This is a genomic window from Brevundimonas sp. KH_060 (genome assembly GCF_057838275.1).
In genome coordinates this window covers 2,535,001-2,556,982 of record NZ_CM174463.1, presented here as the reverse complement: position 1 = coordinate 2,556,982, position 21,982 = coordinate 2,535,001, and the positions used below count along the sequence as shown (strand labels likewise).

Genomic DNA, 21,982 nt, shown 5'->3' with positions numbered 1-21,982 from the left:
CGTCATGGCTGACGCGCCCATCCTGATGAAGGACGGCATGGCGCGCCCTACGGGGCGCGACGCGCTCGGCTGGCTGATGCGCGGCGAGGTCGGCATGGCGATGGGCGTCATCGCCATCATCATGCTGCTGATCCTGCCGGTCCCGAAGATGCTTCTGGATCTGCTGCTGGCCATCTCTCTGGTGTCCAGCGTTCTGATCCTGATGACGGCCGTGATGATGAAGCGGCCTCTGGACTTCGCCATCTTCCCCACGGTGCTGCTGGTCTCGACCCTGTTCCGGCTGGGTCTGAACCTGGCCTCGACGCGGCTGATCCTTAGCAACGGTCAGGAAGGCCACGACAGCGCGGGCAAGATCATCCAGGCCTTCGGCGAACTGATGATGGGGGGCAACTTCATCATCGGGGTGATCATCTTCGCCATCCTGCTGGTGGTGAACTTCGTGGTCATCACCAAGGGCGCCACCCGTATCGCCGAGGTTTCGGCCCGCTTCACCCTGGACTCCATGCCGGGCAAGCAGATGGCGATCGACGCCGATCTGTCGTCGGGCCTGATCAACGAAGAACAGGCCAAGCTGCGTCGCAAGGAGCTGGAGCAGGAATCGACCTTCTTCGGGGCCATGGACGGCGCGTCCAAATTCGTGCGCGGCGACGCCGTGGCGGGCCTGATCATAACCTTCATCAATGCCATCGGGGGCCTGTTGATCGGTGTGGTTCAGCACGGCATGCCCGCGATGGAGGCGGCCAACACCTATGTCCAGTTGACGGTCGGCGACGGCCTGGTGACGCAGATCCCGGCCATCATCGTCTCAGTGGCGGCGGGTTTCCTGGTGACCAAGGCGGGGGTCGAGGGTTCGGCCGACAAGGCCTTCGTCGCCCAGTTGGCCAGCAATCCGGTGTCGCTGGGCGTGGTGTCCGGCACGGCGGGTCTGATCGGGCTGATCCCCGGCATGCCGCTGCTGCCGTTCGCCGCCCTGGCGCTGGGCACGGGCTTCATGGCGTGGAAGCTGGGCCGCGACCGGCTGAAGCCGCCCCCCGCCGAGCCGGTGAACCTGAAACCGAAGGAGGACGTCGAGGAGCCGATCTCCACCGCCCTGACCATCGATGAGGTGAAGATCGAGCTGGGTTACGCCCTGCTGGCCCTCATCAACGACCTGGAGGGCCGCCGCCTGACGGACCAGATCCGCGCCCTGCGCCGTTCGCTGGCCCAGGAGTACGGCTTCGTCATGCCCAGCGTGCGCATCCTCGACAACATGCGCCTGTCCAATCAGGGCTACGCCATCCGCATCAAGGAGATGGACGCCGGTTCGGGCGAGGTGCGCCTCGGCTCGCTGATGGCGATGGACCCGGCCGGGCGTCAGGTCGAACTGCCCGGCGAGCATACGCGCGAGCCCGCCTTCGGCCTGCCCGCGACCTGGATCGACGAGTCCCTGCGCGAAGAGGCGACCTTCCGCGGCTACACCATCGTCGACCCCTCGACGGTGCTGACCACCCACCTGACCGAAATCCTCAAGGAGAACATGGCTGAGCTGCTCTCCTACGCCGAGGTGCAGAAGCTGCTGAAGGAGCTGAAGGGCGAAGAGCAGAAGCTGGTCGAGGAACTGATCCCCTCGGTCGTCACCGTGACCACGCTTCAGCGCGTGCTGCAAAGCCTGCTGCGCGAGAAGGTGTCGATCCGCGACCTGCCCGCCATCCTGGAAGGCCTGGCCGAGGCGGCGCCGCACACCACCAGCGTCGCCACCCTGGTCGAGCACGTCCGCGGCCGTCTGGCCCGCCAGCTGTGCTGGCAGCACAAGGCCGACGACGGCGCCCTGCCCATCGTCACCCTGTCGCCCGAGTGGGAGCAGGCCTTCGCCGAGAGCCTGATCGGTCCCGGCGAAGACAAGCAACTGGCCATGGCGCCCAGCAAGCTTCAGGACTTCATCCGCGCCGTTCGCGACGTGTTCGAACGCGCCGCCATGACGGGTGAGAACCCGGTTCTGCTGACCGGACCGCAGGTGCGCCCCTACGTCCGATCCATCATCGAACGCTTCCGCGGACAGACGGTGGTGATGAGCCAGAATGAGATTCACCCCAAGGCTCGGCTCAGGACGGTCGGTTCAGTCTAGGTCGCAGCGTGGTAAAGGCTGGACACGGCTTCGACGGCGAATAAGGTTCGGAGCATGAAACGCATTCGGCCGGCCCTGCGCACCTTTGGAATCTTCCTGCGCACCCCGACCCTCAGTCGCTCGATCATCGCCTTGCTGGCCTTGGCGCTGCTGCTGCTTCTGGCCGTCAATACGGCGACGCTGGTGATGATCCAACGAACCTCCAACTACAACGACACCGTGGACCACAGCCAGCAGGTGCGCCTGGCGGCCAAGGACACGCTGATGCTGCTGACTGACGCCGAGACGGGGCAGCGCGGCTTCATGCTGACGGCGCGGACCGAGTATCTGGGCGTGCATGATAACGCTGTCGCTAAGCTGCCGGCGGTGCTCGAGCGTCTTGAGAGCCTGGTCGCCAACGACGCGGAGTCCTCGGCGCGCGTGGTCAAGGTCAGGCAGATGACACGGGATCGGCTGGGCCTGATGGATGAAACCATCAACCTGACGCGCACGGGCCGTATCGGCGAGGCCGTCTCGCGCATTCGCGGCGGGCAGGGCAAGACTTTGATGGACGCCATGCGCGTCGAACTGGCCGCCATCGACGCCATTGAAGCAAGACGTCTGGCCGAACGCACCCAGCAGTCGGAATGGGCCCAGGCCGTGACCGTGGCGGTCAACGCCCTGGCCGGGGTGCTGATCCTGGTGCTGGCGGGGATCAGCGTCTGGCTGGTGCGACGCTATGTGGCCGAGATCGAGGCGGCGCATTTCGAACTGGATCGCGTCAACGCCGGGCTGGAGAACGAGGTGCGCGATCGCACCGCCGAATTGACCCGCGCCAATGAAGAGATTCAGCGCTTCGCCTATATCGTCAGCCACGATCTGCGCGCGCCCCTGGTCAACGTCATGGGCTACACCTCCGAACTGGAGCAGGTCGCCAAACAGCTGGACGAGCAGTTGACGGCGGTCGAGGCCGCCCACCCCGGCTTGGTGGACCCTGAAGCGGTGCGCGCCGTGCGCGAGGACGCGCCCGAGGCCGTGGGCTTCATCCGCACCTCGACGGCCAAGATGGACCGGCTCATCAACGCCATCCTGCGCCTGTCGCGCGAGGGGCGCCGGGCCCTGGCGCCGGAGGTGCTGGACATGAGCGGCATGGTCCAGACCATCGCCGATACGGTTCACCATCAGGTCGTGGAGACGGGCGGCGAGGTGGTGATCGGTCGCCTGCCGGTGCTGGAGAGCGATCGCTTGGCGATCGAGCAGATTTTCGGAAACCTGATCGATAATGCGGTGAAGTATCAGCAGCCCGACCGCCCGATCCGTGTCGAGGTCCAGGGCCAGGAGGCGCCCGGCGGCTGGGTCGAGTATCGCATCAGCGACAATGGCCGGGGCGTGTCGCCCAAGGATCACGAGCGGATTTTCGAGCTGTTCCGTCGGGCGGGCAAGCAGGACAAGCCGGGCGAGGGCCTGGGCCTAGCCTTCGTGCGCAACATCGTGCGCCGCCTCGGCGGCTCCATCGATGTCGAATCAGAACTCGGCCAGGGGTCGACTTTTCATCTGAAATTTCCGAAACGTCTGACTATGCTGGGTGACTACCAAGGAGATCGTCTGTGAGCCACTCGGTGAAGATCGTCATGGTCGAGGACGATCATGGGCACGCCAAGCTCATTGAGAAGAACATCCGGCGGGCGAACATCGCCAACGACATCGTTCATTTCGATCATGGCGAGGCGGCGCTCGATTATCTCTTCAGCGACGAGGTGGGGCGCACCGGCCCCCTGCTGATCCTTCTGGACCTGAACCTGCCGGACATGTCTGGCACGGACATCCTTGATCGGGTCAAGTCCGACGACAATCTGCGCCGCGCGCCCGTGGTCGTGCTGACCACCACCGACGACAAGGTCGAGATTCAGCGCTGCTACGATCTGGGCTGCAACGTCTACATCACCAAGCCGGTGGACTATGAGGCTTTCGCCGGCGCCATCCGCCAGCTGGGCCTGTTCCTGTCGGTCATGCAGGCGCCTGAGATCTGACGCCGTGACGGAACCGGGGGCCGCCATACGTCTCTTGTACATCGACGACGACCGGGGCTTGTCCCGGTTGGTCCAGAAGGAGCTTGGCCGCCACGGCTATGAGGTCATCTGCGCACCCGACGCGGACAGCGGCTATGAGGTGCTGAAGGCGGGCCAGTTCGATGTCTGCGCCCTGGACCACTACATGCCGGGCCGCGAAGGTCTGGACGTCCTGCCCGACATCCTGGCCCTGCCGACGCCGCCGCCGGTGGTCTATGTCACGGGCGCTCAGGACGGCCGCATCGCCGTCGCCGCCCTGCGTGCAGGGGCCGCCGACTACGTCATCAAGGACGTGTCCGAGGACTTCACCGCCCTGTTGCGCTCAGCCGTCGAGGACGCCCTGCTGCGGCGTCGTCTGGAACGCGAGAACGAAGAGGCGCATGAAGAGGTTCGCCAGGCGCGCGACCGCGCCGAGGCCCTGCTGCGCGAGGTGAACCATCGCGTCGGCAACTCCCTGCAACTGGTGTCCAGCTTCATCTCCCTGCAATTGCGCCAACTGGCCGACGAGGGCGCGCGCGACGCCCTGCGAGAGGCGCAGGTGCGGATCGAGGCTGTGGCCCATGTTCACCGGCGCCTCTACACCTCGGCTGATGTCGAGCGGGTGCAGATGGATGAATACCTGGCCGGCCTGATCGAGGAGCTGGGCAAGTCCATCGGCCCCGAGGACGGCGGGCCGCGGCTGGCGTTGCGCGCCGAGGCCTTGCAGGTGACGACCGATCAGGCCGTCTCCCTGGGCGTCATCGTGACGGAACTGGTCACCAACGCCGTCAAATACGCCTATGAGCCGGGCGCGGCAGGCGAGATTCGTGTGATCCTGGCGCGTGTCGAGGATGGACGACGCGCCCAGCTGACGGTCGAGGATGACGGACCCGGCCTGGGCGACGGTCTGCCCAAGGGCACGGGTCTGGGCTCCAAGATCATCTCGGCCATGGCGGGCGGACTGCGCTCGGCGATCGAGGTGGATCCGGCGCATCATGGCGTGCGCGCCCGTCTGGCGTTTGATCTCTGACGACGCTTTGGGGGTTTCGTCCAGCGACGCGGCAGGGTTAATCTCCCACGATGAAGCTTCAGTTTGGCACGGCCCGTCCCGGTCTCGATTACATCCACCGCCCCGCTGTCTTCGGCATCGCCGAGCGTGAAGGCCGCCTGGCCTGCGTGCGCGTGGATCGCGGCGATGGGCACGCCTATTTCGATCTGCCCGGCGGCGCCCTGGACGGCGAAGAGACGGAACAGCAGGCACTGGTGCGCGAGTTCGCCGAGGAGACCGGCCTGATCATCCAGCCGGTCGACCGTCTGACCGAGGCGGCGCAGTACTTCCTCAAGTCGGACGGTACGCCGGTCAACAACGTCGGCGGCGTCTGGCTCGTGAACGTGACCGGCGCCGATCCCTCGGCCAAGCAGGAAGCGGATCATGAGCTGGTCTGGCTGGAGCCGCTGCGCGCCCTGTTCAGCCTGCGCCATGAGGCGCACAGCTGGGCCGTTGCACGCTGGCTGCGCGGCAGGCATGCGTCAGCCACGGCTGCGGAACCTCGCTAGAGAAAAAGGGTTGTTTTCCTTGAGGGCCGCCAGTCCCGGCGGTCCGCAAGACAGGGAGCTCCCCATGCCCGACCACGACCGTATCGAAGGCGCCGCCAAGAACATCGGCGGCAAGCTCAAGGAAGCCGCCGGCAAGCTGACCGGTGATGAAAAGCTGAAAGCCGAAGGCCGCGCCGATCAGGTGGCGGGCAAGGTCCAGAACGCCGTCGGCGGCGTGAAGGACGCGCTGAAGGGCGACAAGGGCTGACTTCGTCCAGCTCGGCCGCCGCCCTTGCGCGGCGGCGGCCGAACCTTTTAGCGGCGGAAGAAACGCTCGCCCTTGAAAGTCAGGCTGTCGGGGCCGTCGAAGACGATGACCTGTCCCTGAAAGGGGATCAGTTCTACCCGCAGACTCTCCGCCTCGGTGAAGGCTTCGGCCTGCGCTCGCATCACGCCCGCGCGGATATCCAGCCCGCTGCCCGTTTCGATCACCTCAATCGTCCCGTAGGCGGCGTTCTCATAGAGCCCGGCATAGGCGCTGTTGGGCCGAGATAGCGGCCAGTTCCGCGCTGCACGCTCGATCTTTGCGCGAGCCAGCGCTGTTTGTCTCTGATTCCGTCGCTCGACTAAGGCGGACAGTTCCGCCTCATAGGCCGCCTCCAGATCCGCTCGCCCCGACAGGCGATCATAGACGTAGTTGGCGACGACGTCGGCCAGTTCGCCTGCGACCAGATCCTCATTGATCATCACCGCCACGCCGACCCGGCGTTCCGGCATGAAGGAGACGTGCGCCCGCGATCCGGCGAAATTGCCGAAATGATGGATCAGCACGTCCTGACCGTATCGCCCTCGCTGCCAGCCCAGGCCATAGCCGTCGCGATGATAGGCGCCGAACTGCTGATCCTGCGCCGCTCGCACCACGTGGGTCGAGGCGACTAGCCCCTGGGGAAGGGCGCGCCGCCCGTCGATGACGCCGTCGTTGATCTGCAACTCCAGCCAGCGCGCCATGTCGTGGGCGGTCGAGATCAGGCCCCCGGCCGAGTGCATGGTGGCGTCGACCTTCTGCAGACGGCTGGCTTCGGGTGTCGCTCCGTCGCCGAAATGGCCGGCCGCCAACACGCCTTGGCCCTGGGCCCGCGACACGCGCGCGGTGGTATGCGTCATCCCGGCGGGCGTCAGAACCTCGTTCTCAACCATGGCGCGCCAGTCCTCGCCCGTGCGTGCTTCCAGCAGGATGGTCGCCAGGTTGTAGCCGACGTTGGTGTAGCGAAACACGCCGTGCGGCGCCGCGGCGTTGGGCGTGGTGCGCGCCAGCAGCCCGTGCATGATCTGCGGCGTATGCTCGCCGGAATAGGCGGTCCGAAACGCGATCGCGTCGTTATCCAGACCGGCGCGATGGCTCAGCAGGTCGGTCAAGCTGGTCGCCTTCGCCAGATCCGTCGGCAAGCCCGACCCCGGCGACCACTCGTCTACGGGCGCGTCCAGGTTGACCTCGCCTCGTGTCGCCATCGCGGCGAAGCCCAGGGCGGTGAAGGCCTTGGTCGCCGAGGCGATGTAGAAGCCGGTGTTCGAATCCACCCTCGCCCCTGACCGGATGTCGGCGACCCCGTATCCTGTCGTCATGAGGGTTTCATCGCCCTCGACAACGGCCAGGGCCAGCCCCGGCGTCGCCTCGACCCGCGCCATCGCTTGCCCGACGAAGGCGTCGATATCGGCGACGGCTTCCCTGCGCGTCTTGGGGATTTCAGCGTGGCCGACAGACCCCCACGTCGCCATGGCGATGAAGGCGGCGACTCTCAGGCGGGCGCTCGTGGTGCGGCTGATGTGCATCTGGCTTCCTCCCTACGGTCAGAGGCAGGCAGAAGGCGTTTTGGATGCAGGGGCGTTTACCGCGCCAGGGTCCGCATGGCCCGCTCCAGTCCCTCCAGCGTCAGGGGGAACATGCGGTGCTCCATCACCTCGCCGATCAGGCTGACCGAGGGGGTGTAGGACCAGTGGCGTTCGGGGACGGGGTTCAGCCAGACCGACTTGTCCCACTGTTCGCGGGCGCGTTTCAGCCAGACGGCGCCGGCTTCCTCATTCCAGTGCTCGACCGAGCCGCCGGGCATGGTCACTTCATAAGGCGACATGGTTGCGTCGCCGACGAAGATGGCGCGCCAGTCGCCGGGGTATTTGTGGATCAGATCCCAGGTGGGGAGGCGTTCGCTGTGGCGGCGCCGGTTGTCCTTCCACACCCCTTCGTAGAGGCAGTTGTGGAAGTAGAAGAACTCCAGGTTCTTGAATTCCGTCCGCGCGGCCGAGAACAGCTCTTCACACAGCTGGATATGGCCGTCCATCGAGCCGCCGACGTCGAGGAACAACAGCACCTTGATGGTGTTGCGCCGCTCGGGCCGCATGTGAATGTCCAGCCAGCCCTGACGGGCCGTACCGTCGATGGTGCCGTCGATGTCCAGTTCCTCGGCCGCGCCTTCGCGGGCGAAGCGGCGCAGGCGACGCAGAGCCACCTTGATGTTGCGCGTGCCCAGTTCGACCGTGTCGTCGAGATTGCGATACTCGCGCTTTTCCCAGACCTTGACCGCGCGGCCGTGACGTCCGGGGCCGCCGATGCGGACGCCCTCGGGATTGTAGCCGCCGTGGCCGAAGGGGCTGGTTCCGCCCGTACCGATCCAGCGGTTGCCGCCTTGGTGGCGCTCCTTCTGCTCCTCCAGACGCTGCTTCAGCGTCTCCATCAACTGCTCGAACCCGCCGAGCGCCTCGATCTGGGCCTTCTCTTCGTCGGTCAGGTATTTTTCGGTCAGCAGGCGCAGCCAATCCTCGGGGATGTCGGCGGTGATCTCCTCGCCGGGGCTGACGCCCTCCAGTCCCTTGAACACCTTGCCGAAGACCTGATCGAAGCGGTCGTAGTGCTTCTCGTCCTTGACCAGGACGGCGCGCGACAGGTGGTAGAAGGCCTCGACGTCGCGCCCGGCCACGCCCTTGTCCATGGCCTCCATCAGATGGAGCCATTCCTTGAGCGACACAGGCACCTTGGCCTCGCGCAGGGCGGTGAAGAAGGGCAGGAGCATGGGCTCAGACTGGCCCCGGCCTAGCCGCGCCGCAAGATGAACTCGTCGTCCATCCAGGCGCCGACGGGATATTGATACTCGCCCGCCTTCTCGAAGCCGTAGGCGGCGTACAGCTTCTGGGCCTTTTCGTTGCCGCTCCAGACGCCGATCCACAGGGGGCCGTCGGTGTGGGCCTCCATCCAGTCCAGCGAGATCTTCAGCAGCTTTGTGCCCAGGCCTAGTCCTTGCGCCTGCTTGCCGACGTAGAGGCGACGCAGCTCGGCGTGGCTGGCGCGGCCGTCGGGGTGGGGCAGGGTGTTCGGCCCGGCGTTGGCGAAGGCCAGCAGTTCGCCGTCACGCTCGGCTGCCCACCAGGCGGCGCCCGGCTCGGCCAGCTTCTTGGTGATGGCCTCGGTGTTGAAGCTGGCGTCCAGGAAGGCGGTCAGGTCGGCGGTCGGATAGGGAATGCCGAAGCCGGTGACGAAGGTGTCGATGAAGGTCTGGCGGCCCAGCACGGCCAGGGCGGCGGCGTCTTCGGGGCGGGCGGGACGGATCACAGGTTCGCTCATGATTGACGCATAGCGCCGCGCGGAGGCCGGGTGAAGGCGCGTCGGGGCGTCCCGCGCCCTGTTCATTGCAGCCTCGTCATCTTTGCGTGGTTGCAGGGGCGCGCGGTGGGAGCTACCACCTTTGTCCAAGGTGCGCTGTTCGCGGCGCACGCCAATGCTGGGATCGGGGAGGTAGAGGGACGCCAAGGCCTTGGTTTCACAGGCTGATCCCCGTGCTATGACTTCTCCTGCACTCATGACTCATTCCGAATCCGCAGTTCAGACGCCGGTTGCGGCCGCCGGCTCCGCCGAGTCGGAGACCGCCTATGGCGCGATCACCCTGGCGCGCCATGGCGAGCCGGCGCTGTCGCGCAAATGCATGATCACCTCGGACCAGTATCGCGACTGGTGGGGCCGCTATGAGATCGGCGGCCTGCGTGCGGGTCAGACGCCGCCCCAGGCCCTGCTGAGCACGGCCGAGGGCGCCGGGGCGATCTACGCCTCCACCCGACCGCGCGCCCAGGAAACCGCCCGCGCCGTGGCGCCGAACCGCGACGTCCTGGTCGACGCCCTGTTCATCGAGGCGCCGCTGCCGCCGCCGCATTTCCCGGCCTGGATCAAGCTGTCGCCGCGCTACTGGGGCGTGATCTCGCGCATCTGGTGGCACGCCTTCAATCATCACGAGGGCCAGGAGACCCGCGCCGAGGCCGAGGTTCGCGCCGATCAGGCCGCGCGCGTCCTGATCGCCCGCGCCTCGGAAGGCCATGACGTCCTGGTGCTGGCGCACGGCTATTTCAACCACATGGTCGGCCAGCGGTTGAAGGCGCACGGCTGGCGTTTGGCCCACAACCAGGGCTTCAAATACTGGTCCCAGCGCCGTTTCGTGAGGCGCTGACGTTGCGGCGTCAGGAAGGCCGTTGAAGCGGCGCGCCTGCCTCTCTAGGTTGCGCCCATCATGACTGACGCATCCGCTTCCCCCGCCGTGCCCGCCGACCTCAGCTTCGAGGACGCCCTGTCGCGTCTGGAGGGCATCGTTTCGCGCCTGGAATCGGGTCAGGCCCCGCTCGAGGAATCCATCGCCCTGTATGAAGAGGGCGCGCGGCTGAAGGCTCACTGCGAGGCGCGGCTGAAGGCCGCCCAGCTGCGGGTCGAGAAGATCGTCGTCGGCGCCGACGGCCAGGCCAAGGGCGTCGAACCGGCTGAGTTCGGCTGATGTCCGGTTCCGAACTCGCGCCGCAGATCGGCTTCGACGACTTCATGAAGGTCGATGTGCGCGTCGGCCAGATCATCAAGGCCGAGCCTTTCCCCGAGGCGCGCAAGCCCGCCTATAAGCTGACCATCGATTTCGGCGAGGCGATCGGCGTCAAGAAGTCCTCGGCCCAGATCACCCATCACTACACTCTGGACGAACTGCACGGCCGCAAGGTCGCCGCCGTCGTCAACTTCCCGCCGCGCCAGATCGGGCCGGTGAAGTCTGAGGTGCTGACCCTGGGCTTCCCGGACGCGGAGGGGAACGTCGTCCTGGCCGGCGTCGATCGTGACCTGCCGCTGGGCGGGAGGCTGTTTTGACCATGCTCGCCGCCAACTCGCCGGAACAGGCCGTCATCGACCGCGTGGCCGAGATCGCCGATCTGGTCACGGTCGCCCTGGACCAGTTGCTGCCGCGCGCCGATGGGCCGGAGGCGCGCCTGACCGAGGCCATGCGCTATGCGGCGCTCGGGCCGGGCAAGCGGCTGCGTCCCTTCTTCGCCATCGAGGCGGGGCGGATGCTGGAGGTCGAGGAGTGCGCCGTCCTGCGCGCCGCCTGCGCCCTGGAATGCGTCCACGCCTATTCGCTGGTGCATGACGACCTGCCGGCGATGGACGACGACGACGTGCGGCGCGGCCGCCCGACCCTGCACATCGCTTATGACGAGGCGACGGCCATTCTGGCGGGCGACGCGCTTCAGACGGCGGCCTTCGACATCATCCTGGACGAGGACACGCACGACGATGCGGCCGTGCGCTGCGAACTGGCGCGGCGTCTGTCCTTCGCCTCGGGCGCGCGCGGCATGGCGGGCGGCCAGATGATCGACCTGATGGGGGTGCGCGACGATCTGGGCGGGGTGGCCCGGATGCAGCGCCTGAAGACGGGCGCCCTGTTCGCCTATGCTTTCGAGATCCCGCTGATCATCGCCGACGCCAACGAAGCCGCCTGGCACGCCCTGACCAGCTTCGCCCACGACATCGGCCTGGCCTATCAGATCGTCGACGATGTTCTGGACGCGGAAGGCTCGGCCGAGGAGATGGGCAAGGCGGCGGGCGGCAAGGATGCGGCCCTGGGCAAGACCAACTTCGTGACCCTGCTGGGCGTCGATGCGGCGCGGCAGAGGGTCGCGCATCTGGCCGATCAGGCCCGCTCGCACCTTGACCTGTTCGGTCATGAGGCCGAAATCCTCAAGGCCAGCGTGGACTTTGTGCTTAAACGCCGGTCCTGATAGGAAACGCGCCCGCCCTCAGCGGGTTACTGTTTGACGCTCCGTCGTCTGAAGGCCCCCGATTCCCATGCCCCACACCCCGCTTCTCAACACCGTCAAGTTTCCCGCCGACACGCGGGGCTTCGACATTCCTCAGCTGAAACAGCTGGCGGACGAGGTGCGGGCCGAGACTATTGACGCCGTGTCCGTGACGGGCGGGCACCTGGGCGCCGGTCTGGGCGTGGTCGAGCTGACGGTCGCCCTGCACCACGTCTTCGAGACGCCGGACGACATTCTGATCTGGGACGTCGGCCACCAGTGCTACCCGCACAAGATCCTGACCGGGCGGCGCGACCGGATGCGGACCCTGCGTCAGGGCGGCGGCCTGTCGGGCTTCACCAAGCGGTCCGAGAGCGAATACGATCCTTTCGGCGCGGCCCACGCCTCGACCTCCATCTCGGCCGCGCTGGGCTTCGCCGCCGCGCGCGACGCCAAGGGCGGGAACAACCGCGTCGTGGCCGTCATCGGCGACGGCTCCCTGTCGGCGGGCATGGCCTATGAGGCGATGAACAACGCCGCCGAGGCCACCAGCGGCCAGCTGATGGTCATCCTGAACGACAACGACATGTCGATCGCTCCGCCCGTCGGCGGCATGAGCGCCTATCTGGCCAAGCAGGTCTCGGGCGGCGCCTATCAGAACATCCGCAAGGTCGGGAAGAAGTTCGTCGACCACATGCCGCGCCCGTTCCGCGACGCCGCGCGCAAGGCCGAGGAATACGCCCGCGGCATGATCGTGGGCGGCACCCTGTTCGAGGAGTTGGGCTTCTACTACGTCGGACCGATCGACGGTCACGACATGGAGAATCTGGTCCCCATTCTGAAGAATGCGGCGGCCATCACTGACCGCCCGGTGCTGGTCCACGTCGTCACGCAGAAGGGCAAGGGCTATGCCCCGGCCGAAAGCAGCGCCGACAAGCTGCACGCGGTGGTCAAGTTCGACGTGATCTCGGGCAAGCAGGCCAAGGCCGTCTCCAACGCCCCCAGCTACACCAAGGTCTTCGGCACCGAGCTGATCAAGCACGCTCAGGTCGATCCGACCGTCATGGCCATCACTGCCGCCATGCCGTCGGGCACCGGGCTGGACCTGTTCGGTCAGGCCTTCCCGGACCGCACCTTTGATGTCGGCATCGCCGAGCAGCACGCCGTCACCTTCGCCGCCGGTCTGGCCGCCGATGGGATGAAGCCGGTCTGCGCCCTGTATTCGACCTTCCTCCAGCGCGGCTATGATCAGGTCGTCCACGATGTGGCGATCCAGTCTCTGCCGGTGCGCTTCGCCATGGACCGCGCCGGTCTGGTGGGCGCCGATGGCTCGACCCACGCCGGGTCGTTCGACATCGGCTATATGGGCGCCCTGCCGGGCATGGTGCTGATGGCGGCCTCGGACGAGGCCGAACTGGCGGCGATGATCTCGACCTCACTGGCCATCGACGACCGCCCCAGCGCCTTCCGCTATCCGCGCGGCGAGGGTGTCGGCGTCGACATTCCCGAACTGGCCGCCCCGCTGGAGATCGGCAAGGGCCGCATCGTCCGCGAAGGCACGTCCGTCGCCATCCTGTCACTGGGCACCCGCCTGCAGGAATCGCTCAAGGCCGCCGATATGCTGGCGGCGCGCGGCGTGTCGGCCACCGTCGCCGACGCCCGCTTCGCCAAGCCGCTGGACGCCGACCTGATCCTGCGTCTGGCGCGCGAGCATGAGGCGCTGATCACGGTCGAAGAGGGCGCCATGGGCGGCTTTGGCGCCTTCGTGCTTCAGCTTCTGGCCGAGAAGGGCGCGCTGGACGGCGGGCTGAAGATCCGCACCCTGCACCTGCCCGACATCTTCCAGGATCAGGACAAACCCGAGGTCATGTACGCCCAGGCCGGTCTGAACGCCGAACACATCGCCGCCGCCGCGGTGACGGCGCTGGGCGTCGACGCCAGCCGGGCCGCGCGAGCCTAGGTCGCAATCGACCATCCCCCCTTGGCCCCTGTGCTAGACTGCATGCGGGCCGAGGGGAGATTTCAGACGATTCAGACGAATTGGACTCTATTTTTTCTTTCTCTCACCAGAGGAAGGCGCGGGTCACAGCACCCCGATCATGCTGGCCACCAGCGGGTGGCGCACGATGTCGCGTTCGGCCAGGCGGACGACAGCGATTTCGGGCACGGCCTCCAGTCGCTCGGCGATGTCGGACAGGCCGGAGACTCCCGGCAGCAGGTCGGATTGCTGCGGGTCGCCTGTGACCACCATGGTCGAGTGCCAGCCCAGCCGGGTCAGCAGCATCTTCAACTGGACGTAGGTGCAGTTCTGCGCCTCATCCACGACGATGAAAGCGTTGTTCAGGGTGCGGCCGCGCATATAGCCGATGGGGGCGATCTCGATCAGGCCCTCGGCCATCAGGGCCTTGACCCGCTTCATGCTGAGACGATCCGACAGGGCGTCGTAGAGCGGCCGCAGATAGGGGGCCAGCTTGTCCTCCATGTCGCCGGGCAGGAAGCCGATCGATTCCCCGGCCTCGACGGCGGGACGGCTCAGGACGATGCGGCCGACCTTGCCCGCCTCCAGCGCCTCGACCGCCTTGGCGACGGCCAGATAGGTCTTGCCGGTGCCTGCGGGACCCAGCGCCAGAACAAGGTTGGCGTGGTCGACCGCCTCCATCAGTTCGGCCTGGCCGTCGGACTTGGGTTTCAGCGTCTTCATATAGCCCTGGTCCCGCTCGTCGTTCGAGGGCACGGGCGACCAGCCGCCGACGCGGGCGGGCAATCGCCGCACCTTGGCGTCCTGAATGAATTCGGGCGAATCCAGCACGCCTTCGCGCAGCTGACGCTTGATGGCCGATCGTTTGCTCATGGACGCCTCCAGGGCATGAAAAAAGGCGAGCCCGGCAGGGTCTCGCCTTGGTCGTCGGTGGGGGAGGTGGGGGCCGAAGTCGCGCAGCCGTCCCGAACGGTCGCAGGGTCTTCGCCGCAGCAGGTGCGTCGCCGTCCCCGAACTGGTCGTGAACACGCCAAGCGCATTCTCCAGCGTCTGACCGGACCGGGCTTGATCCGGCTTCGGATCCGGGGGCGAATGGGGCCTGCCGAATCGCATCAACAGTCTGATGCTAACGTGGTTTCTGAAGGGTTAAAGCCTTCGTTTTGAGAAGAATAGGCGGTGTTCGGATGAGTGTTTACAGCCTAGGCGACAGCAAGCCTCAGCTTCCGCCGGAGGGCGAATACTGGATCGCGCCGAATGCAACCGTTCTAGGGAACGTGATTCTGCATCCGGGCGCCAGCATCTGGTTCAACGCCGTGCTGCGCGGAGACAACGACCCCATCGTCATCGGGGCTGACACGAATATTCAGGATGGCGGCATCCTGCACACTGACGTCGGCTCGCCCCTGACCATCGGCGCCGGCGTGACGGTGGGGCACAAGGTGATGCTGCATGGGTGCGAGATCGGCGATAACAGCCTGATCGGCATCGGCGCGGTCATCCTGAACGGGGCGCGCATCGGGAAGAACTGCCTGATCGGCGCCAACGCCCTGATCACCGAGGGCAAGGTCATTCCCGACAACAGCCTGGTCATGGGCCAACCCGGCAAGGTGGTCCGGGAATTGGAAGAGGGGCAGATCGAGGCGCTGCGCATCTCGGCCCAGCACTATGTGCAGAACTGGCGTCGCTATGCGGGCGGGTTGAAACGTCTCGACTGATCCGTCGCCCCACAATGGCACGGCTCACAATGAGACAGACGGCCCGAGAGGCGAGGCGGAATGGCGCAAACTCGCCTCAAGGGGGATGAAAACGCCCAATGTCGGACGTCTGAAACGGCCCGGCGCTTGCATTGCCTCTGCTGAAGATCAATGCAGGAGTCCGATCCCATGCGGATAGGGATTACGAAAATGCTGGCGGGAGCCGTGGCCTTTGTGGGGCTGATGGCGGTCGCCGATGCCGCTGCGGCGCAGTGCGGGCCTTCGAGCTGCCTGCCGCCTCCGCCCCCTCCGTGCTGCGGTTCGGGCGGCGGCAATGTGAATGTGAACGTGAACGTCAATGCGAACGCCAGCGCCAACGCTTCGGCGCGGGCCTGGTCAGGATCGCGGGCGGGATCGACGGTCATCGTCGCGGGCGGCGGCGGCGCCTATTTCAACGTCGATCAGCCTTATCCGACCACCATCCAGGGGCTGAACGTCCAGGGCGGAATGCAGTCGGTGCGCGTGCCCTTCACCGCTACGCGTCGCATCGAGAAGCAGGTCGTGCTGCAGGCTGTCTGCATCGACGACCGCAATGTGCCGCACCCCGCGTCTCAGGTGACGCCGGGCCGGGACGTCGCCAACAGCTATGACGGCGAACTGTATCGCTGCCTGGCGGGCACGAAGCTGCAATGGACCATCAGCGACGCCGAAGGCGCGCCGGGCGAGACCGTGGCCTGCAACAAGGGCGACGCTCTGTGGCACGGTGCGGGCGGGCGTCTGGAATGCCGCCCTGAACAGCAGGCGCGCCAGTGCAACGAGCGCTCGCTGCTGCGTCGTTACGGCGCCGGCGTGAAGGTGCTGAGCATGATGCGCGAAGAGACCTACACCGAGTATCGCGAGGAAATGGTCGAGGGCGCAGCGTCCACGGGCATGATCATGATGGACGGCGGGGTCGGCGGCCGGGTTTTCTGAACCGGCTGTTCAGCCTGGCGACAGGCGAAGACGCCTAAGGTCCAGACATCGACTCTCCGTCGATAGGCCTAAACGACTGGGCCCGTTCCTTGCGGAACGGGCCCTTTCTTCGTCTGGAGCAAACTTACTGCGCGGCGTTGGCCGAGACGACCTCGGCCTTCCACGCCGTATCCGGCTTCAGATACTGTCGGGCGGCCGCCTGGATGTCGGCGGCGGTGAAGGATTCCAGGTCGCTGATGTGCGTCTGGATCTGCTCCAGAGAGGCGGGCCTGGCGGCCAGATCTTCCAGCTGGCCCAGCCAGTACTCGTTGCCGGCCTGGCTGCGACGCAGGGACTCGATAACCGGCAGGCGTGCGCGGTTCAGCTCGTCCTCGCTGACCGGCTTGTCGCGCAGGTCGGCGATGATGGCGTCGACGGCGGTGAAGAAGGCGCCGAACTTCTCGGGCGCCGTGTCGGCGGTGATCGAGATGGAGCCATAGCCCTGGAACACGTCGGACGCCGAGGCGCGGACGCTGGGCGAATAGGCCAGGGCCTGCTTCTCGCGGATTTCGTCCAGGACGCGCAGCTTGAGCACCTCGGCCAGGATGGCGGCCCGGCGTGACTCGGTGCGATCGTTGACCGCATCGGTGGTCGGCCAGGCGATATAGGCCAGGCCCTGTTCCGCCGGACCGGCGTGGGTCAGGCGGATCGGCTGGGCCGTCGGCGCCGGGAAGCGGCGCTGATCCGAACCGGCCGTCGGCTGGGCGGCCGGGGCGCGGGCGGGCAGGGCGGCGAAGGTCGAGGCGACCGAGGCGACGGCGTCCTCGAGCTTGACGTCCCCGACCATGACGATGTCGATCGGGCCGGAGGCCAGGCCCTGAACCACGCCCTGCTTCAGCTCATCCAGGGTGAAGGCGGCGATTTCCTCGGGCGAGGGCATGGATTCGCGCTTGTCGCCGCTGGCCAGCAGGCCGCTGGCTTGAAGGCTGAAGGCGCCGCTGGGCGTGGCCATCTGCTGAGCCATGAACTGCGGCAGGACGGCCTTGATCTGCTCGAACGGCGCCGGACGCAGGCCCGGATCGGTCAGATAGGCGGCCAGCACCTGCATCTGCAGTTGCAGATCGGCCGGACGGGTGGCGCCCGTCAGTTGGTAGGCGTCGCCGTCGATGGCGAAGCCCGCGCCGTAGATCTTGCCGGTCAGGACGCGGTTCAGTTCGTCCGCCGTCAGCTTGCCCAGGCCGCCGGCCGTGAAGACCATGGGGGCCAGGGATTGAGACGTGAAGCTGTCGGTCGGCAGGCCCATTTCGCCGATGCCGGTGCGGACCGAGATTAGGATCTGCTGATCCTTGAAGGCCGTCGGCTTGACGGTCAGGCGCACGCCGTTGGGGAAGGTGACGACCGTGGCGCCGACGGCGGCGACTTCGGTGGTCGAGACCGGCGTGGCGGCGGCGCCGAAGTCGGCGTAGGGCCATGCCAGTTCGGCCTGGACGGCCGGGGCGGTCACGGGCGTGGCGCGGCTGGCTTCCAGCAGGGCGGTGACGCCCGCTTCGCCGCCTTCGATCGGTTCGGGCGTGATGACCAGGGCCAGGGGGCCTTGGCCTTCAAAGGCGCGCTTGACCTCGGCGCTGACCTGTTCGGCCTTGAGATCCTTCACTGCGGTTTCAAACAGGGCGAGATCGGACGCTGGCGCCGAGAAGACCTTGTCGTCGTTGGCGGCGCCTAGCAGGGCGTTGGCCAAAGCCGGGGTGCTGCGCGTCGCTGCGGCCTGGACGGCGTTTTCCAGGGCGGTGCGGGTGTTGGCGATCTCACGATCCAGTTCGACCTGCGAGACGCCGAACTGCACCAGGCGGCGCTGTTCCTGCTCGATGGTTTCCAGGGCGCGCTTGATTCCGCCGGGGTTGAAGGCGGCCGAGACGCTGCCGAGGTCCAGGGTCTTGAACAGAGTCCCCTGGCCGCCGCCGGCGCCGATGAAGGGCGGGTTGTCGGCGCGGGCCAGTTCGCCCAGGCGACGGTTCAGCACAGCCATGCCCAGGTTCTGCAACAGGCTGTCGCGACGTTGCGCCGCCGTGTCGGGATCGAGGTCGGGATTGCGGATCCAGTTCAACTGAACCGAGGACTGCACGCCCGGCTCGACCAGGATGCGGGTTTCGGGCTGGCGCGGGGCGACCTGTCCCAGATCGGGCTCAGGCCCGTCGGCGGCCTTGGGCGTCCAGTCCGAGAAGGTCGCCCTGATCTTGGCTTCCATCTGATCGACGTCGAAGTCGCCGACCGCGATCATGGTGGCGCGCTCGGGGCGGTAATAGGCCTCGTAGAACTCGACGAAGCGCTCGCGCGGAGCGCTGCGGATAATGCTGAGGTCGCCGATCGGCAGACGGTTCGACAGGCGCTGGCCCGGCGCCAGCAGGGCGATCTGCGCCTTCAGCGAGCGCAGGGCCGGGGTGTTGCGCAGGCGCTCTTCACCCTCGATCACGCCGCGTTCGGAATCGATGTCCTCAGCCTTCATCAGGGCTTCGGAAACCTGCTCGCGCATGATCCGCAGCGAGGTGTCGACGGTCTCGTCGTTGGTGCGCGGCAGCTCCAGCGTATAGGCGGTCTGGTCGAAGCTGGTGAAGGCGTTGGTGTCGGCGCCGAAGGCCAGACCCAGACGCTCCAGAATCCGCAGCAGCTCGTTCTCGGGCACGTTTGTCGTGCCGTTGAAGGCCATGTGCTCCATGAAGTGGGCCAGACCCAGCTGGTCCTCGTTTTCCATCAGCGAACCGGCCGCGATCCGCAGGCGCAGCGACGCCTGACCGGGAGGGGTGGCGTTCTTCATGATGGCGTAGCGCATGCCGTTGGGCAGGACGCCGAAGCGCACGGCCGCATCGGCCGGAATGTCGCTGGTCGCCTGGGCCCAAGGCTTGGAGGGTTGGGCGTCCTGCGTCGCGACGGCTGAGGGAGGCGTCAGGGCGACGGCGGGAAGCGCTGCGCCGCTCATCAGGGCGAGGCTGGACGCGGCAAGCAGCAGCAGGCGGCGAGGGGATCGCATTCGGTAGTCTCCGCGACGTGCGAGCGGGCGGCCCCCGGGACTGATTGCGGCCCTGCACGTAAAACAGGCGCGAAGCTTCTTCAGCCCCGCGCCTGTTTACGGTGACAAACGAACTTGACTACCTCAAGTTACCGAAAGTTAATTCGGACCCGTGACGTAGAAGCTCGCGGTGTTGCCGACGGCGTTGGCGCCCGCAACGACGTTGCGACCCCAGCCGTTGATGTTGGTCGTCGCCGTCGCCCGCACGTCGCCCATGTTGGTCTGGCTGTTGCGCACGTTCAGGTCGCCGCCGCAGGTCGAGCAGGCGAAGCCGGTGACGGCGTTGCCCGCCGCATTGGCCCCGACATAGGCGTCATAGCCGTTCTGGCCCGTGAAACCGGCGCTGGCGGTGACGCCGCCGGTGTTCATCTGGGTGTTGTCGATGCTGACGTAGATGTCGTTGTTGCCCGCATGGACCTCATTGCCCACGGCCTCGGCCGTCGAATGGGCGGCGCCGAAGTCATAGGAGCTGAGTTCGGTGCGCGACAGCACCTCCGCCGAGTTCTGCTGATCCACGTCCACGACCAGCGAACCGCCCTGATTATAGAAGGCGGCCTGGTTGGAGGCGGCGCGGCTGCGCGCGGCGATGTCCCAGGCGTTGCCTGCCCACACGCCGGTCCAGGCGGTGACGCCTGCGCCCGAGGCGCTCTGGCTGACCGACAGATTCTGGTGCGAGTTCGGCGTCGAGGTCGCCTGCACGGCGTTGGCCGAAGCCTGGCTGCTGAAGACGGCCGGCGCTGGGGCGTAGGTGAAGCGAGCCTCGTTCTCGGCGTAGATTTCGCCGGTCGAGTTCTGATCGGTGCGACCCGTGATCGCGCCGCGCTGCTCGCCCGTACCGCTGGCGCCCAGGGCGACGGTGTTGCCGATGGCGTCGGCCGAGACATGGCCGCCGTAGTTCAGGCGAGCGCCGGTCTCCACGATCTGGCTGCGCGCCGTGACATTGCCGTTCAGGTTCTGACCGGCGTCGACATCGATGCCCGTGTTGACCGCGGTCCCGGCCAGATAGTTGCCGCGCGCCTGGGTCACGCTGTTCACATAGCCCGTCTCGCCGCGCAGGGTCAGCGAGGTGTCCGCCACGGCGGCGCCCTGCATGTCCTGGGTTGAGCGGATGTCGGCGGCGCGGCCGTCGGCGCCGCCGGACAGGGCGTTGCCCATGGCGGCGTTCGACACGGCGACGTTGTCGCTGACGTTGACGACGTTCAGGCGTTGACCGCTGATGACGTCGCCCAGGTTGAGCTGTTCATTCAGGACCAGACCGCGATCCTGGGCTCGAGCTTGAGCGGAAGGGGCCTCAGCGGCCGCCATCACGCACAGCGTTGTCGCGGCGATCGTGCCAGCGAGACGGGTCGGCGCGAGTTTGGCCATTGTTCGTGTCCGTATTTGCGTAAGCAGGATAGTAGCCGCCAGTGGCGCCGACCGGGCTGTCGCCCAGCGGGTCGTTGGCGGGGTTGAGGCAGATTTCCGGGCCGGGAGCGCCGTACAGATTGGCCATGAACTCGACCGTGGCGCGTTCGACCAGGGCGCGGACCGCCAGTTGGACCGGCTCCAGGCCGCTGGTGCCAGCCGAGATGTCGAAGACATTGCCGTTCAGGAAGTCGAAGACGCCCGCCGACACTTCGCGGCCGACGATCTGCTTCTGATAGGAGACGACGTCCACGACCTCGAGGGTGGTGGTCTGCACCAGGCGCAGGTCGATCGCGACGTTCATCACGAAGACCTTGCCGGTGAGCAGGCCCGAGCCGCCGTTCTGGCCCACTTCGCCGCCGGCGATGTCGAAGCCGCCCGAGCGGATGTTGTAGTTCACCTCGGTGATGCCGCCGACCACATAGAAGTCGGAACCCGGCACCTGACCGGCCAGGATGCGGCGGAAGGCGGCGTCCTGAGGCGCGCCGTTCGGCTGGTCGTCGCCGATCAGCTTGTTGTTGGCGTAGCGCAGCTCCAGTTCGGAGACCGAGGTGTCGTAGCGCTCGACGATGCGGGCGCCGGCTTTCGCCAGGGCGGTGTTGGCCATCAGGGACGCGCCCTGGGTGATCTGGCGACCGCCGTCCGAGGAGATGGAGCCGGTGTAGTCGCTGATCCGGCCCACAGCCATGCGCGGCGAGGGCAGGTTGTAGCGGCGCGCATAGTCGGCCAGGCAATACAGCGCGGTCGAATAGGGCGTCGGGTTCGACGTGACCGGCGCGTTGCCGATCGGCTTGGCGTACTGGCCCGAGGGACCGGCCGAGGTGGCGCAGCCGCTCAACAGAGCAGCGGCGGCGGCGACGCAGCCGAAGGCGCGCACGGGCGAGCGACGGATGGCGGAGATGTTCATGGACGGGGCCCGTTCAGGGTGGTGCCGGCGTTGATGGCGCCGTTGTTGGTCTGGTTGGAGTTGACGACGACCGTGTTGCGGTTGCCCTGGACGACCACATTCAGGTTGTTGCCGATGGCGGTGGAGCCGCCGATATTGGTTCCGCCGCCCGATCCGACGCCGCCGCTGAAGTGGCTGGACGAAGAGCTGCTGTCGCTGCGCGAATAGGCGCTGCCGTTCTGTTGGATGAT

Annotated in this window: 21 protein-coding genes (1 of these 21 cut by a window edge); 13 read left to right on the top strand and 8 right to left on the bottom strand. The window is 66.9% G+C overall.

Going from position 1 to position 21,982, the window contains the following annotated elements:
* Positions 1–4 precede the first annotated feature (4 nt).
* The 6 genes from flhA to AC3IPP_RS12635 all read left to right on the top strand — a co-directional run bounded on the left by flhA (position 5) and on the right by AC3IPP_RS12635 (position 5,935).
* Positions 5–2,104, top strand: coding sequence for a flagellar biosynthesis protein FlhA (gene flhA, locus AC3IPP_RS12660; protein ID WP_087141886.1), 2,100 nt, complete (start codon positions 5–7; stop codon positions 2,102–2,104).
* A 54-nt stretch (positions 2,105–2,158) separates the two neighbouring features.
* Positions 2,159–3,694, top strand: a complete 1,536-nt coding sequence (locus AC3IPP_RS12655) for a sensor histidine kinase (RefSeq protein WP_489149217.1) — start codon at positions 2,159–2,161, stop codon at positions 3,692–3,694.
* Between the two features lie 20 nt (positions 3,695–3,714).
* Positions 3,715–4,113, top strand: a complete 399-nt coding sequence (locus tag AC3IPP_RS12650; RefSeq protein ID WP_040344682.1) for a response regulator — start codon at positions 3,715–3,717, stop codon at positions 4,111–4,113.
* A gap of 58 nt (positions 4,114–4,171) precedes the next feature.
* Positions 4,172–5,161 carry a sensor histidine kinase gene (locus AC3IPP_RS12645; protein ID WP_489177413.1) on the top strand — a complete coding sequence of 330 codons (990 nt, stop codon included), beginning with the start codon at positions 4,172–4,174 and terminating at the stop codon, positions 5,159–5,161.
* 50 nt (positions 5,162–5,211) lie between these two features.
* Positions 5,212–5,688: an NUDIX domain-containing protein gene (locus AC3IPP_RS12640; RefSeq protein ID WP_087141889.1), complete on the top strand. Its 477-nt coding sequence runs from the start codon at positions 5,212–5,214 to the stop codon at positions 5,686–5,688.
* A 64-nt stretch (positions 5,689–5,752) separates the two neighbouring features.
* Positions 5,753–5,935, top strand: a complete 183-nt coding sequence (locus tag AC3IPP_RS12635; protein WP_087141890.1) for a CsbD family protein — start codon at positions 5,753–5,755, stop codon at positions 5,933–5,935.
* Between the two features lie 47 nt (positions 5,936–5,982).
* On the opposite strand, the gene AC3IPP_RS12630 is transcribed toward AC3IPP_RS12635, so the two are convergent.
* From AC3IPP_RS12630 to AC3IPP_RS12620, 3 genes are read right to left on the bottom strand one after another with little or no spacing between them, the layout of a single operon-like run.
* Complete coding sequence (locus AC3IPP_RS12630) at positions 5,983–7,497, bottom strand: serine hydrolase domain-containing protein (protein ID WP_489149215.1); 1,515 nt, start codon at positions 7,495–7,497, stop codon at positions 5,983–5,985.
* A 56-nt stretch (positions 7,498–7,553) separates the two neighbouring features.
* Positions 7,554–8,732 carry a vWA domain-containing protein gene (locus tag AC3IPP_RS12625; RefSeq protein WP_489149214.1) on the bottom strand — a complete coding sequence of 393 codons (1,179 nt, stop codon included), beginning with the start codon at positions 8,730–8,732 and terminating at the stop codon, positions 7,554–7,556.
* Positions 8,733–8,752: 20 nt separating this feature from the next.
* A complete protein-coding gene (locus AC3IPP_RS12620; protein ID WP_489149213.1) occupies positions 8,753–9,280 on the bottom strand; it encodes a GNAT family N-acetyltransferase in 528 nt (175 codons plus the stop codon).
* A gap of 235 nt (positions 9,281–9,515) precedes the next feature.
* On the opposite strand from AC3IPP_RS12620, the gene AC3IPP_RS12615 reads away from it, so the two are divergent.
* The 5 genes from AC3IPP_RS12615 to dxs all read left to right on the top strand — a co-directional run bounded on the left by AC3IPP_RS12615 (position 9,516) and on the right by dxs (position 13,714).
* Complete coding sequence (locus tag AC3IPP_RS12615; RefSeq protein ID WP_087141893.1) at positions 9,516–10,154, top strand: histidine phosphatase family protein; 639 nt, start codon at positions 9,516–9,518, stop codon at positions 10,152–10,154.
* A gap of 60 nt (positions 10,155–10,214) precedes the next feature.
* Positions 10,215–10,472 carry an exodeoxyribonuclease VII small subunit gene (locus AC3IPP_RS12610; RefSeq protein ID WP_040344421.1) on the top strand — a complete coding sequence of 86 codons (258 nt, stop codon included), beginning with the start codon at positions 10,215–10,217 and terminating at the stop codon, positions 10,470–10,472.
* Positions 10,472–10,828, top strand: coding sequence for a tRNA-binding protein (locus tag AC3IPP_RS12605; protein WP_087141894.1), 357 nt, complete (start codon positions 10,472–10,474; stop codon positions 10,826–10,828). The genes AC3IPP_RS12610 and AC3IPP_RS12605 overlap by 1 nt, the downstream gene beginning before the upstream one ends.
* Positions 10,829–10,830: 2 nt before the next feature.
* Positions 10,831–11,736, top strand: coding sequence for a polyprenyl synthetase family protein (locus AC3IPP_RS12600; protein WP_125901561.1), 906 nt, complete (start codon positions 10,831–10,833; stop codon positions 11,734–11,736).
* Between the two features lie 67 nt (positions 11,737–11,803).
* Complete coding sequence (gene dxs / locus AC3IPP_RS12595) at positions 11,804–13,714, top strand: 1-deoxy-D-xylulose-5-phosphate synthase (protein ID WP_489149212.1); 1,911 nt, start codon at positions 11,804–11,806, stop codon at positions 13,712–13,714.
* Positions 13,715–13,837: 123 nt separating this feature from the next.
* Here dxs and AC3IPP_RS12590 read toward each other — a convergent pair whose 3' ends face one another.
* Positions 13,838–14,617, bottom strand: a complete 780-nt coding sequence (locus AC3IPP_RS12590; protein WP_313576692.1) for a PhoH family protein — start codon at positions 14,615–14,617, stop codon at positions 13,838–13,840.
* A 299-nt stretch (positions 14,618–14,916) separates the two neighbouring features.
* Here AC3IPP_RS12590 and AC3IPP_RS12585 point away from each other — a divergent pair, with 299 nt between their 5' ends.
* Both AC3IPP_RS12585 and AC3IPP_RS12580 read left to right on the top strand, forming a co-directional pair.
* Complete coding sequence (locus AC3IPP_RS12585; protein ID WP_087141897.1) at positions 14,917–15,447, top strand: gamma carbonic anhydrase family protein; 531 nt, start codon at positions 14,917–14,919, stop codon at positions 15,445–15,447.
* 315 nt (positions 15,448–15,762) lie between these two features.
* Entirely contained in the window at positions 15,763–16,398 is a 636-nt protein-coding gene (locus AC3IPP_RS12580; RefSeq protein WP_087141907.1) for a hypothetical protein, read from the top strand.
* A 124-nt stretch (positions 16,399–16,522) separates the two neighbouring features.
* Here the strand turns inward: AC3IPP_RS12580 and AC3IPP_RS12575 are convergent, their stop codons facing one another.
* The 4 genes from AC3IPP_RS12575 to hfaA form a co-directional block, all read right to left on the bottom strand.
* Positions 16,523–19,402 carry a M16 family metallopeptidase gene (locus AC3IPP_RS12575; RefSeq protein WP_489149211.1) on the bottom strand — a complete coding sequence of 960 codons (2,880 nt, stop codon included), beginning with the start codon at positions 19,400–19,402 and terminating at the stop codon, positions 16,523–16,525.
* 138 nt (positions 19,403–19,540) lie between these two features.
* Positions 19,541–20,806 carry a holdfast anchor protein HfaD gene (gene hfaD, locus AC3IPP_RS12570; RefSeq protein WP_489149210.1) on the bottom strand — a complete coding sequence of 422 codons (1,266 nt, stop codon included), beginning with the start codon at positions 20,804–20,806 and terminating at the stop codon, positions 19,541–19,543.
* Positions 20,733–21,752: a holdfast anchoring protein HfaB gene (gene hfaB, locus AC3IPP_RS12565; RefSeq protein WP_087141900.1), complete on the bottom strand. Its 1,020-nt coding sequence runs from the start codon at positions 21,750–21,752 to the stop codon at positions 20,733–20,735. Before hfaB ends, hfaD begins: the two co-directional genes overlap by 74 nt.
* A protein-coding gene (gene hfaA, locus AC3IPP_RS12560) for a holdfast anchoring protein HfaA (RefSeq protein ID WP_489149209.1) crosses the window boundary here: on the bottom strand, positions 21,749–21,982 show its 3' portion. 183 nt of this gene lie beyond the right edge of the window; 234 of the gene's 417 nt are visible here — the last part of the coding sequence; its start codon lies beyond the right edge, outside the window; its stop codon occupies positions 21,749–21,751. The genes hfaB and hfaA overlap by 4 nt, the downstream gene beginning before the upstream one ends.